Consider the following 13627-nt stretch of genomic DNA (forward strand, 5'->3'; position numbering starts at 1 on the left):
TATGAATCTTTTTCTGATGTATTTACCCATATTCATGCTTGTTTTTGTCCGAATGAGTGCTTTTTTTGTAACGGCTCCGTTCTTTTCCATTCGTGGAGTACCGAATCAGTTTAAAATCGCGCTCGCGTTTATCATTGCCGTCATCAGCTTTCAATCCTTGCCCGTACAAGGCGAGATTCCAATGGATTTGACATTTGTTATGTATGTCATAAAAGAAGCGCTTGTTGGTGTCATTCTTGGTTACATATGTGAAATGATGTTTATTGCCATTCAGGTTGCCGGCGGACTGATGGACATGCAGATGGGTCTTGCCATGGCAAACGTGATTGACCCGAAAACGGGTGCGTATATCCCAGTGACAGGTAACTTCAAAAACATTCTCGCTGTCTTGTACTTTTTCAGTATTGACGGGCATCACATGCTAATACGAGGTGTGATAAGCAGTTACCAGGTTATACCGGTGGACATCATGTGGGCGGCTTTCGGAAGCGAAAACGTCATGATGACAGCAGTAAAGACATTTCTAACGATGTTTACGAGTGCGTTTATGATTGCGGCACCGATCGTCGTTGCATTGTTTCTGGTTGATCTCTCTCTTGGTATTATCGCCAAATCTGTCCCGCAGTTTAATATCTTTGTGGTGGGTTTGCCCATTAAACTGCTTGCCGGCTTTTTACTACTTATCGTAGTGATGCCTGCGTTCTTGCTGACCCTGAACGGATTGTTTGGGAATATGTTCCGGGCACTTGCAGAAATGATGAAATCGCTCGGAGGATCACCATGAATCAATTGAGGCTTTCTTATCAAGTAGATCTTCAATTTTTTAATGGGGAAAAGACGGAAAAAGCTACGCCCAAGAAAAAACAAGACGCACGAAAAAAAGGGCAAGTTGCAAAAAGTCAGGATCTTTCCCCAGCCCTATCTTTGACAGCATTTTTCTTTCTGTTAATGATGCTTGGCTCTACCATGCTAGGCACCTTTCAAGATTTGATGCGGGAGTCATTGATTACATACACCACGTGGCAATTAAATGAAGAAAATTTAAAAGTCATGGTGATGCAACTCGTATTTGAAGCAATAAAAATTGTAGGACCTATCTTAGGCTTGAGTTTTCTTGTTGCGTTTGCGGTGAACTACATGCAAGTAGGCTGGCATTTTAGTACAGAGCCCCTTCAAATGAAGTTGGAAAAGATCGATCCGATTAAAGGGGCAAAAAGAATTTTTTCCTTACGCTCACTCGTAGAGCTGCTGAAGTCTTTATTAAAAATAAGCGCAGGCATATACGTCGCGTACGTCATTTTGTGGAATGCAAAGGAACAAGTTGTACAACTTTCCTTATTGTCTCTCGGAGCAGTCCTATCGTTTACTGCCGAAGAGGTGACAAAGCTGGGAATCTATCTCGGGTTATTGCTTTTCATTCTCGCGGTTCTGGACTATGCCTATCAACGTTATGAGCATGAAAAGAATCTGCGGATGTCCAAACAGGATCTCAAGGACGAGCATAAGCAAGCGGAAGGTGATCCGCTCATCAAAGGGAAGATTCGTGAACGGCAAAGAAGTATGGCCATTCGCCGTATGATGCAGGAGCTTCCCAAAGCAGATGTCATTATTACGAACCCGACCCACTTTGCCGTTGCCGTTCGCTATGACGCAAGTGCGATGAGTGCACCAACGGTAATCGCCAAAGGGCAAGACTATCTAGCATTAAAAATAAGGGAAGTAGCGAAAAAGCATCGTATCGTTACCATGGAAAACAAGCCCTTGGCCCGGGCTCTCTATAGTCAAGTTGAAGTTGGGCAACAAATTCCCGAAGAGATGTTTAAAGCGGTCGCGGAAGTTCTCGCGTACGTCTACAAGCTGCAAGGGAAAGTGAAATAAATGGAAGGAGGATAACCAGTGGGATTCAAATTTAAAGAAGTTGGTACGATCCTTTTTGTCATAAGCATTGTTGTCATGATGGTAATCCCACTTCCTTCAGCGCTTCTTGATTTGCTGTTGATTTTGAATATCTCCCTTGCATTGACCATCTTGCTTGTGTCGATGTATACAAAAGAGACTTTGGAATTCTCGATCTTTCCGACGGTTTTGCTTATTACAACACTTTTTCGACTAGCCCTAAACGTGTCGACGACGAGAAATATTCTCTCGCACGGTGAAGGCGGTAAAGTTATTGAAACGTTCGGTAGCTTTGTAGTCGGTGGTAATCAAGTCGTCGGTTTCGTCGTGTTTCTGATCTTGATCATCATTCAGTTTATCGTAATCACCAAAGGTTCTGAGCGCGTCGCTGAGGTAGCAGCACGCTTTACGCTCGATGCGATGCCTGGTAAGCAGATGAGTATCGATGCGGATCTGAATGCAGGGATGATCACAGAAGCTGAAGCACGTGTCCGAAGAAAAAAGATTGAAAACGAAGCTGACTTTTATGGAGCAATGGATGGTGCCAGCAAATTCGTAAAAGGGGACGCCATCGCGGGTATTATCATTTTTATCGTAAATATTATTGGTGGTTTTATCATCGGGATGCTCATTCACGATATGAGCTTCGCTGAGTCTGCCTCTCGTTTCACTACCATGTCTGTCGGTGACGCATTGGTGAGTCAGATTCCAGCGCTCTTAATCTCGACTGCTGCGGGTATTATTGTAACGCGTTCCACTTCTGGTGAAGGTTTGGGAGAAGACATCGTCAAGCAAATGTTCAGCTTTCCGCGTCTTCTCTATATCGTATCCGGATGCATGCTATTACTGGGACTCTTTACACCGATTGGAATTCTGCCTGTGCTTCCGGTTTCCGGGATCATGGCATTTGCTGCTTGGAAAATGGAGAAGAACCAAAAGATGCAAATACAGGAATCCGCCGACAAGGTGGAAGAGCAGCAAATGGAAGAAGTACGCAGTCCCGAAAGCGTCGTGAACCTGCTGCAGGTCGATCCGATCGAATTCGAATTCGGTTATGGCTTAATCCCGCTTGCTGATGTGAAGCAGGGTGGAGATCTGCTAGATCGAGTCATTATGATTCGAAGACAAATCGCACTCGAGATGGGGATCGTTGTACCGGTTATTCGTATACGTGACAACATCCAGCTTCGACCGAATGAATACATGATCAAAATAAAAGGCAACCAGGTCGCTAAAGGGGAAATCATGCTGGATCACTATCTAGCGATGAGCCCGGGGATTGAAGACGATTCCATTGTTGGGATAGAAACCGTAGAACCTGCGTTTGGATTGCCCGCATTATGGGTAACAGAAGAGAATAAGGAGATTGCTGAGCTGTCTGGCTATACAGTTGTCGATCCGCCATCTGTTGTGGCTACACATCTGACAGAGGTCATCAAGCGACATGCCCACGAATTGTTAGGTCGCCAAGAGACAAGGGCCCTGATCGACAATGTTCGGGAGACAGCACCAGTTCTCGTAGACGAGCTGATTCCAAGTATGCTCGCCATAGGGGACGTACAAAAAGTATTGCAAAAGCTGTTGCGTGAAAAAGTCTCTGTTCGAAATCTCCACGTCATTCTCGAGGCACTTGCGGATCATGCCTTGTATACAAAAGATCCGGATGTACTGACAGAATATGTGAGACAAGCGATGGCGAGACAGATCACACTCCAATTTACGGAGCCAGGACAACCACTTCGCGTGCTTACAGCTGGAGCAGGATTGGAAAAAGCAATCTCCGAACGTGTGGAACAGTCTGAGCAAGGAAGCTATCTGGCGATGGATCCGGAAACGTCTCAGCGAATTTTCCAAAACATGTCGACTGAAGTGAGCAAAATGATCAACTCGGGTCAACAGCCGATCATTCTATCATCACCAGCAGTTCGAATGTACTTGCGTCAATTAGTAGATCGCATGATGCCAGACGTTCCCGTTTTGTCGTACAGCGAGCTCGAACCACATGTTGAAGTGCAAAGCGTAGGGATGGTGAACATTTCGTGAGGGTAAAACGTTACATTGTCGATTCGATGCCAGAAGCAATGGAAAAAATCAGGACGGACTTAGGAATGGATGCAGTGATTCTGAATTCTAAGCCGATCAAAACAGGTGGATTGTTCGGGATGTTTGGCAAACAACGAATCGAAGTAATCGCTGCTGTCGATGAAAAGGCATCCGAGCGAGAAAATTCCACAATAGCAGCTGAACATCGAACCAACAACGTTTTGCCCAAATCGCAGACAGGTACGTACACGGCTGCTCAAGCGTATCGAAGACCGACTGTTACCAAAACATCAGAGAATCAACAAGCTGAAACTACAGGTAGGGAGCAGGTCGTTGCTGCGATGACACAAACCGCGGTTGCGACGCTTCCAAAGGAAGAGATCACAGATACGAGAGCTATGCCAAAGCAAGGAGAGCCAACTGAGCAGCATGTTCCTGTCACGACTTCCCAAGAAAGTGCTTTACCCGCAAGCAATCATGACGCGATTGCTACTGAAATGCGAGATATGCGTCAAATGTTTCAAAAGCTGTTGGTGCATGACTTAAGTGAACAACTTCCTCCAGCGGTACAGTCTATTCGCGCACAGTTATTGAAGCAGGAAGTGACTGAAGAGCTGACAGCGGAAATCATTCGCAAAATAATGGAAAAGTCGCAACCGGGTGAAAAGTGGACGGAGGAAGAAGCGTTTACGGTATGCCGGACAATCATCACTTCTATGATCGAGCCATATACAGCATCATCGCCAAGGCTGGGTAAGAACGTACGGTATGCTTTCTTTTTCGGTCCGACAGGGGTAGGAAAAACAACGACCATTGCCAAGCTTGCAGCGAACAGCATGTTGAAGGAAAAGCGGAAAATCGGCTTTATCACGGCGGATACGTATCGAATGGCGGCTGTAGAACAGCTGAAGACGTATGCAAACATCCTGAATGTCCCGCTGGAGGTTGTCTTTTCTCCGAGAGAAATGGCGGCGGCGATGGAGCGCTTAAGTGATTGTGACCTCATTTTTGTAGATACGGCTGGACGAAATTTTCGCAACGATGAGTACGTCGAAGGCATTCGTGAATTGCTGGAGCATGGAAAAGACAGCGTGAACTACCTAGTACTTAGCTTGAGCTCCAAATTCAATGATATGAAAGCGATCGTCCAAAATTTTGCGGAAGTTCAAGTGAAGCAAGTCATTTTTACAAAGGCAGATGAAACGAACAGCTTTGGCACGATGTTGAATGTTTGTCAGGAGATGAATCTACAGCTCTCCTATGTAACGACAGGTCAAAATGTACCAGATGATATCGTTGTAGCTACACCCGAGCTGGTTTCAACGATGATTATGGGAGAGTAAACAGATGCGTGACCAAGCAGAGCAACTCCGTGAGAGGATGCTACAAAACAAGAAGACACGGCCGACTAGACTGGTGACAGTGACGAGTGGAAAAGGTGGTGTCGGCAAGTCCAATTTCAGCCTGAATTTTGGACTTGGTTTGATTGAGAAGGGTCATAAGGCGGTTTTGTTTGACTTGGACCTGGGTCTGGCAAATCTGGATGTATTAATGGGAATTACCCCAAAAAAGCATCTGTTTCATTTGTTAGAGCCAGATACGACTGTTTGGGACATTATCGAGCACGGACCTGGAGGCTTAGAATTCATCGCGGGGGGTTCTGGCTTTACGCAGATCATGCAGTTAGATGATGAGAAGCTTGATCGCTTATTTTCACATCTAGACCCATTGCAGGGCTATGCTGACACTATCATTTTTGATACGGGAGCAGGTTTTTCAAAAGAATCCATGAGATTCATGCTCTCCTCAGACGAGGTCATCCTTGTTACCACTCCCGAACCACCAGCGATAACGGATGCATATGCAGTCATCAAGATGCTACACTCACGTAACCCCGCTGTTTCCATTCGATTGGTGATAAACAGGACATCGTCGGAGAGAGAAGGGAAAATGACGGCAGACAAGCTTGCGATGGTTTCCAAACGTTTTTTGAATATGGATATTCAGTCGCTTGGATATGTTTCGGATGATCCTTATGTTTCTAAAGCTGTTAAACTGCAGCGTCCTTTTCTACTTACATATCCACAATCGCAAGCTGCGAGAAGCATACGAAATCTGGTAGAGCGGTACTTGGATCGTCCGGTTACTACAGATGATTCTATCAGTGGTCTCAAAGGTTTTCTTGCGAGGTTGAGGCACTTCATACGATGAGACACAAAAGTAGGAAGGGAGCGACATTCGAATGAGCAAAATCCGCGTTCTCGTCACGGACGATTCTGCATTCATGCGTAAAGTGATTTCGGACATTTTATCTACGGATCCTGAGATTGAAGTGATCGATCGAGCCAAAAATGGACTCGAATGCATAGAGAAATGTAAGCAACTGGCGCCGGATGTTCTCACACTCGACATTGAAATGCCAGTCATGAACGGTTTGGACGCTCTGGAAAAGCTGATGATTGAGTGCCCAGTTCCGATCGTCATGTTGAGCAGCCTGACGAAAGAAGGGGCAGAAGCTACGATTCATGCGTTGGAACTAGGTGCGTTTGACTTTGTAACCAAGCCCTCTGGACCAATTTCTCTCGACATCCACAAAGTGGGCGATCGTCTCATCGAGCGCGTGAAGGCGGCGGCGGCATCGAAAGTACGTTTGAAACAGCAGATGACTCGGGTAGCCAAACCGGTATCTTCTGAATCAAAAGCAGCACCTGTTACACCGGTAACTCCAGTAATACGTACGAAAATACCGAGCCCGCCTGCTGTGATGCGGTCACAAGTGGGTGGAAAGGCAAGACTGGTGGTTTTAGGTACTTCAACAGGTGGTCCTAAAGCATTGCAAAGTGTACTAACTGCAATTCCGGCGAATTTTCCGGCACCAATTGCCATCGTTCAGCATATGCCAGCAGGTTTCACAAAATCGTTAGCAAATCGACTAGACTCGTTATGCCAAATTCGAGTAACCGAAGTTGTCGATGGCGAGTATTTGGAAAATGGGACAGCGTACATCGCTCCAGGAGGCTTCCATTTCGAAGTTCGTCAAGTGAATGGGAGACTACAGGCCTATTTGCATCAAGAGGAGCCACGAGGCGGACACAGACCATCTGTTGATATCCTGTTTGAATCAGTCAGTCAATTGACAAATGTAGACAAATGGGCAATCATCATGACAGGCATGGGAAATGATGGGACTAAAGGGCTAAAGCTCATGAAGGAGCTTGGCCATGTCACAAGTATTATCGAAGATGAGTCAAGCTGTGTCGTATACGGAATGCCACGAGCAGCCATTCAAGCAGGCTTGGCAGACAACGTGGCCCCATTGGAAAAGATTCCAGAGCTGTTGTGCAAGCTCTTGCACTGATTTTTGGGAGGTGGATCACCTATGGATATGAATCAGTATTTGGACATGTTTATTGAGGAGTCAAAGGAACACCTACAGGCGATCAACGCCAACTTGTTACTCTTGGAAAGTGATCCGGGTAACATTGGCCACGTCAAAGAAATTTTTCGTTCCGCACATACATTGAAAGGTATGTCGGCAACTATGGGCTTTGAAGACATGGCGAGTTTGACTCACGAAGCGGAAAATGTATTGGACCTGATTCGCAATCAGAAGTTAACGATTACCAGCGACATTATGGACGCTATTTTCCAGAGTGTAGATTTGATTGAAGGCATGGTCATCGATATCACAGAAGGCGGAGACGGTTCCGCGGATGTAACCGCTATTGTAAAGAAGCTGCGAGCGATTGTAGCGGGAGACTTTTCAGCTGAGCAGGAAGTAGCTGCTGCTACGATGGCTGTGGAAGCACCGCAAGAGGAAAGTACACCAGCTGAAGATCATGAGCTGGATGACTATGCCATGATGGTCTTGAAGCAGTCTCAGGAGCTCGGGAACAACGTTTTGTGGATCAAAGTGACTTTGAATGAAAACTGCTTGCTCAAAGCCGCTCGCTCTTACATGGTTTTTGATCAATTGGAATCCATGGGTGAAGTGATCAAAACGAAGCCAGCTGTTGAAGATATCGAGAATGAGCGATTTGAGCAATCGTTTGAAATCGCCTATGTGACGGAGCAATCGATTGAAAAAGTTCGCACTACGATTCTTAACATTTCGGAAATCCAAGATGTGACAATCGAAACGATTCAAATGAAGAGTGAAGCTCCACCTGCTCCTGTAGTACAACAGACACCAGCACCAGCTGAAAAAGGAGCAGCAGAAGCTCCTCAAGCACCCGTGAAGAAGGCGACAGCTGGTGGTAAAACCATTCGTGTGGATATCGAACGCTTGGATATCTTGATGAATCTGTTTAGCGAATTAGTCATTGACCGCGGTCGTCTGGAGCAGTTGGCCCGGGAGATCGGAAAGAACGAACTACAGGAAACCGTGGAGCACATGAGCCGGATTAGTGGCGATTTGCAAAACATCATTCTGACCATGCGCATGGTACCGGTGGAGCAAGTATTCAATCGTTTCCCACGTATGATTCGTGATCTGCAAAAAGATCTGAATAAAAAAGTGAATCTGGAGATCATCGGTGCGGAGACAGAATTGGACCGTACCGTCATCGACGAAATCGGGGACCCACTCAATCACTTGCTGCGTAACTCGCTTGACCACGGAATTGAGTCTCCAGCAGATCGGAAAAAGGCGGGTAAGCCAGAAGAAGGAAAAATCGAGCTCCGCGCTTTCCACAGTGGGAACCACGTATTTATTGAAGTAAAAGATGACGGTGCTGGAATCAATAAAGATAAAGTCCTCAAAAAAGCGCTTGAGAGAGGCATTGTCAATCCTGCTACTGCAGATAGCATGAGCGACAAGCAAATCCACGAATTGCTTTTTGCAGCAGGCTTTAGTACAGCGGAAGTTGTTTCTGATATTTCCGGCCGTGGTGTTGGACTGGATGTCGTGAAGTCCAAAATTGAATCGTTGGGCGGTAGTGTCGGCGTAGATTCTGTGCGCGGTCAGGGCACGACCTTCCTCATTCAATTGCCACTTACTCTCTCTATCATTTCCGCGATGCTGGTACAAGTGAAAGATGAGAAGTACGCTGTCCCACTCAGCTCCATCATTGAGACGGCTGTATTTAAAAAAGATCAAATCATGATGGCTCACCGCCAAAAAGTGATCGACTTCCGGGGACGTGTAGTTCCGCTCGTTTCGCTGCAGGACATTTTCCAAGTGCCTGATAATGGGGAAACGACGGAAGATGAAGTGGCAGTCGTCATCGTACGTAAAGGTGAGAAAATGGCAGGCCTTGTCGTCGATTCGTTCATCGGTCAACAAGAGATTGTTCTAAAATCTCTCGGCAAATATCTGGTTAATGTATTTGCCATTTCAGGTGCAACGATTCTGGGAGACGGTCAGGTCGCGCTCATCATAGATTGTAACTCGCTGATTAAGTAGAAGGAGGGGCAGCCACATGCTCGATCAAAAAGAAGTCATTAGCGAAGTCAAAGTGATTGTCTTTCGGTTGAAGGACGAAGAGTATGGCGTAGAGGTTCATCAGGTCAAATCTATTGAAAAGCTGGAGCACATTACAAGAGTTCCTCGAACGCCTAGTTTCGTCAAAGGGGTTATTAATCTGCGTGGCGTTGTGACACCGATTATTGACCTGCGCAATCGTTTTAGTCTCGAAGAAAGCGTCTATTCCGAAACCACTCGAATCATTATCGTGGCCGTAGGTGAATTGGAAGTGGGTCTCATTGTAGATGCTGCAAACGATGTTATCGATATACCAGTTGATGCGATTGAACCGCCTCCAGAGGTTGTTGGTGGTGTGGAAGCTGCTTATTTGCGAGGCGTCGCTAAGCTGGATAAACGACTGTTAATCCTCTTAAACCTCGATAAAGTATTGAGTACTGAGGAAATCAAGCAGTTGGACGCAATTGAGGGGTAAGTAAAATGGGCGATTTTACGAAGTTTGGGGATTTCCAATTTGACGTTTTACGGGAAATCGGGAACATCGGTGCTGGTCACGCTGCCACTGCTCTCTCCAAGCTCATACAAAAAGAAATCGATATGAAAGTTCCACAAGTCAAGATTATCTCCTTCGACGAAGTGGCAGATTTTGTAGGAGGAGCGGAAACTGTAGTAGTGACCGTCTTCCTCCGGGTTGAAGGCGATTGTCCAGGTAACATGTTTTTTATCCTTGATCTGGAGTCTGCCAAGCATCTGCTCGAACAAATTACAGGAATTAATAAAGATGTGTACGAGTGGGAAGAGTTGGAGATCTCGGCGCTGCATGAGATTGGCAACATCTTAACAGGTTCTTATTTATCATCGTTAGCTGATTTTACACGCTTAAATTTACAGCCGTCCGTACCTGCACTCGCTGTGGATATGGCTGGAGCTATTCTAAGTTACGGATTAATAGCGTTGGGTCAAGCGGGTGACTTTGCCCTCACGATTGACACCGCTTTTTTCGAAGGCAATGATCAAGTAAAAGGGAACTTTTTCTTAATTCCTGATCCTGAATCGCTCCCAATACTATTTCGTTCATTAGGGGTTCCGTTCGATGGAGATTATTAAGATAGGGATGGCTGATCTCGGTGTGGCAAAGCCGCCGAGCAAGCTACGTACTACCGGTTTAGGTTCTTGCGTAGGGGTAGTGCTCTACGATCATATCCATAAAATTGCAGGTATGGCACATGTTATGCTTCCGGAGTCGTCTTTGGCTAAAGGCGGGGAGTTAACGATAGGCAAATATGCGGATACAGCAATCCCTCATCTGATTCAGTTGATGGTGAAGGCTGGTGCGGAGACCAGACACACAGTTGCGAAATTGGCTGGTGGAGCACAAATGTTCGCATTTTTAGGGAATAATGACACCATGCGGATTGGCCCTCGGAATGTAGAGGCGTGCAAACTTGCATTGAAGGATGCTCATATAAAGATCGTGGCAGAAGATACAGGGGGAAACTGCGGTCGGACAATAGAGTTAGATGCCACAAACGGCATTCTTCAAATCAGGACCGTAAATCAAGGTGTGAAGGAAGTATAACAAATGTTAGGAACCATTTGGATTAATTTTGGATTAGGGATGCTCGCATTTCTTGTAACGCTGGGTACGGCTGTGGCTAGTAATGTCTGGCTCGTATCTCTGGAGAGGGCAGGTATTGCATTTGTCCTATTCTTCCTCGCTGCATTTCCAATTCGTTGGCTGCTCGCAACGTTCATACAGTCATCTACTCCACCGATGGTTACGGATTCGCTAGAGGGGACAAGCTCTCCTCTAGCAGAAGGTGGGGTTGTTCTGGAAATTGGACAACAATTGGAACAGGAAGATGAAACATTTGCACCAACCTCAATCGACAAGATGGAAAGGATTCATCCTACTGAGGATCCAGCCACCGTTGCAGAGGTCGTTAGGCGCTTATCAGATGAGTAAAGGTTGGTGACTATTCGTGGCACGGCTAACCAGTCAAGAAAAAGCAAAAGAGTTCGATAAATGGGTCATGTGGAAGCAAGAGGGAAGTCGGGAGGCCGAGGTTGACTTGATCACGCGTTTTTTGCCACTGGTAGATAAGGTGGCAAATCGGTTGGCAATTAATCTGCCAGCCAATGTGGACAAGGATGACTTGATTAGTTATGGGCGCTTTGGGCTATTGGACGCTTTGGCTAAATTCGATCATACCCGGGGTCTCCAATTTGAGACGTACGCCATGTGGAGGATTCGTGGTGCAATGATCGATGGACTACGCGAGAACGACTGGATCCCTCGTACTGTTCGGGACAAGGCCAAAAAAATCGAAGAAGCATACACCACCTTGGAACAGCAAATGCTGCGAATGCCAACCGATCAAGAAGTGTCTGATTATCTGGGAATAAGCAAAAAGGAGCTTCAACAGGTTTTCTTGGAAACCTCTCTTGCCAGCATGGTTTCTATCGATGAGGCAGTAGGGGATGAAGATGAACAAAAAACAGCAAGACATTCGTATATCATCGACGAGCTCACACCTCGCCCTGATAATGTGGCGGAAGTATCCAGCTTAAAAGAGGTTCTTGTAACGGTCATCGATAAGTTGCCTGAAAAGGAACGACTGGTTATCTCCTTGTTTTATTTTGAAGAAATGACCTTATCAGAAATTGCGGAAATCATGAGCTTGTCACCTTCAAGAATATCCCAGTTGCACTCCAAAGCTCTTTTCCGACTTCGTTCTGCGTTGTCCAGATGGAAATCGCAATTGATGTGAGGGGCCATTACCCAAGCTTGAGAGGGGTAGAATGATGGAAGGGATCGGGAAATATAAAATAGACGTAAAAGTTTCCGCTGATAAATTGGAGGCTGAAGTACTTCTACGTGTAGACGAACAAGATATCGATGAAATCGTCATCTTGGAAACAGATGTATATAAAGCATTGCAAGCAAGCAATGTGAAGTATGGAATTTTTGATGATGTAGTTCGGGACATATGCACCTTACCCGCGAAGTATGCCAACGCGAGAGTAAAGGTTGCTCAAGGGGTTGCGCCTGTGGCGGGAACCGATGGGACTATCGAGTACCCTTATTTAGCATCTATTAATGAAGGGGAAGGTCCTAAAGAGCTAGAGGATGGCCGAGTTGATTTTTATAATGTGACGACAATCCCTAATGTAGCAAAAGGACAACTCTTGGCACGTAAAATACCAGCAAGCCAGGGTGAACCAGGCACAGCAGTTACCGGAGAGCCCATCGCTCCCAAAGCCGGCAAGGAAATAAACATGAAGCCTGGGAAAAATGTTGTGCTCAATCAAGAGCGGACGATGCTATACGCTGCTATTGACGGACAAGTCTCCTTTACGGAACAGTCAAAAATGAACGTGTTTCCCGTATTTGAAGTAAACGGCGATGTTGATTTTGGTGTTGGCAATATTGATTTTGTGGGAACGGTGGTCATTCGCGGGAACGTATTGAATGGCTTTCGCGTAAAGTCATCAGGAGATATTCGTGTACTTGGCAGTGTAGAAGGCGCCGAGTTGTACGCGGAAGGCTCCATCGAGATCAAAAGCGGAATTGTTGCCCAGGACAAAGGCTGCATTGTTGCAGGGAAAGATGTCCGGACATCGTTTATCCAAAACGCTAATGTAACAGCTGGCAATCAAGTGATTGTTTCACAAAGCATCATGTTCTCAACTGTACGAGCCGGAAAGCAAATCATTTGCAAAGGGTCAAAAGGCTTTATTATTGGCGGCGTGCTACAGGCTGGGGAAAAGATTGTGGCAAGAGTATTTGGGAACAGCAGTGCCACTCCTACGATACTCGAAGTAGGAGTAAAACCGGAATTAAGACAAGAACTGGCGAACATTCAAAAAGAACTACAAAATGTGTATGAAAATTTACGCAAAACAGATCAAGGCCTTGGTGTTATGAATCAGATCCTTCAAGTCAGCAAAGAGCTTCCAGCAGACAAACGTCTCATGCAAATTAAGCTAACCAACACTCGTTTGGTTCTGGAAAAAGAAAGCAAGGAATTGGAAGCACGCAGAAATGATATTGAACTCGAGCTAAAAGGGGAAGGCCCAGCAGCTATTGAGGCATATCATGTGATGTATCCAGGAATTAAAATGACGTTCGGAAAGCTGGTGCACTTTATCAAGCACGAGTATGCGAGAACCCGATTTATCGTGCTGGACGGTGAAATTAGCACAGCAACTCTTATCTAATCCAGGATGCGTACATACTTAGTGTGACAAAGGGAGTTGTGGCCA

13 protein-coding genes are annotated in these 13627 nt (G+C 45.9%); all 13 read left to right on the top strand.

The window, feature by feature from the left end:
* Position 1 precedes the first annotated feature (1 nt).
* The 13 genes from fliR to HP401_RS10895 are packed head-to-tail and all read left to right on the top strand — an operon-like array spanning position 2 to position 13582.
* Entirely contained in the window at positions 2-784 is a 783-nt protein-coding gene (fliR, locus tag HP401_RS10835; RefSeq protein WP_015891743.1) for a flagellar biosynthetic protein FliR, read from the top strand.
* Positions 781-1878 (top strand): flagellar biosynthesis protein FlhB, encoded by a 1098-nt coding sequence (gene flhB / locus HP401_RS10840; protein ID WP_015891742.1) that lies wholly within the window; start codon positions 781-783, stop codon positions 1876-1878. The genes fliR and flhB overlap by 4 nt, the downstream gene beginning before the upstream one ends.
* An 18-nt stretch (positions 1879-1896) precedes the next feature.
* Entirely contained in the window at positions 1897-3939 is a 2043-nt protein-coding gene (gene flhA / locus HP401_RS10845) for a flagellar biosynthesis protein FlhA (protein WP_173604999.1), read from the top strand.
* Positions 3936-5282: a flagellar biosynthesis GTPase FlhF gene (gene flhF / locus HP401_RS10850; RefSeq protein WP_173605000.1), complete on the top strand. Its 1347-nt coding sequence runs from the start codon at positions 3936-3938 to the stop codon at positions 5280-5282. Before flhA ends, flhF begins: the two co-directional genes overlap by 4 nt.
* A gap of 4 nt (positions 5283-5286) precedes the next feature.
* A complete protein-coding gene (locus tag HP401_RS10855; RefSeq protein ID WP_173605001.1) occupies positions 5287-6150 on the top strand; it encodes a MinD/ParA family protein in 864 nt (287 codons plus the stop codon).
* Between the two features lie 31 nt (positions 6151-6181).
* Positions 6182-7297 carry a protein-glutamate methylesterase/protein-glutamine glutaminase gene (locus HP401_RS10860; RefSeq protein ID WP_173605002.1) on the top strand — a complete coding sequence of 372 codons (1116 nt, stop codon included), beginning with the start codon at positions 6182-6184 and terminating at the stop codon, positions 7295-7297.
* A gap of 21 nt (positions 7298-7318) precedes the next feature.
* Entirely contained in the window at positions 7319-9343 is a 2025-nt protein-coding gene (locus HP401_RS10865; RefSeq protein WP_173605003.1) for a chemotaxis protein CheA, read from the top strand.
* Positions 9344-9359: 16 nt separating this feature from the next.
* Positions 9360-9836: a chemotaxis protein CheW gene (locus HP401_RS10870; RefSeq protein ID WP_015891736.1), complete on the top strand. Its 477-nt coding sequence runs from the start codon at positions 9360-9362 to the stop codon at positions 9834-9836.
* Between the two features lie 5 nt (positions 9837-9841).
* Positions 9842-10468: a chemotaxis protein CheC gene (locus HP401_RS10875; protein WP_015891735.1), complete on the top strand. Its 627-nt coding sequence runs from the start codon at positions 9842-9844 to the stop codon at positions 10466-10468.
* A complete protein-coding gene (locus HP401_RS10880; RefSeq protein WP_015891734.1) occupies positions 10455-10940 on the top strand; it encodes a chemotaxis protein CheD in 486 nt (161 codons plus the stop codon). The genes HP401_RS10875 and HP401_RS10880 overlap by 14 nt, the downstream gene beginning before the upstream one ends.
* Before the next feature lie 3 nt (positions 10941-10943).
* Positions 10944-11327, top strand: coding sequence for a hypothetical protein (locus tag HP401_RS10885; protein ID WP_173605004.1), 384 nt, complete (start codon positions 10944-10946; stop codon positions 11325-11327).
* A gap of 16 nt (positions 11328-11343) precedes the next feature.
* Positions 11344-12132 carry a FliA/WhiG family RNA polymerase sigma factor gene (locus HP401_RS10890; protein ID WP_015891732.1) on the top strand — a complete coding sequence of 263 codons (789 nt, stop codon included), beginning with the start codon at positions 11344-11346 and terminating at the stop codon, positions 12130-12132.
* A 31-nt stretch (positions 12133-12163) separates the two neighbouring features.
* Positions 12164-13582: a flagellar assembly protein A gene (locus HP401_RS10895; protein WP_173605005.1), complete on the top strand. Its 1419-nt coding sequence runs from the start codon at positions 12164-12166 to the stop codon at positions 13580-13582.
* Positions 13583-13627: the final 45 nt, after the last annotated feature.

Origin of the sequence: Brevibacillus sp. HB2.2, from assembly GCF_013284275.1 — a bacterium.
Lineage (GTDB): Bacteria > Bacillota > Bacilli > Brevibacillales > Brevibacillaceae > Brevibacillus > Brevibacillus brevis_D.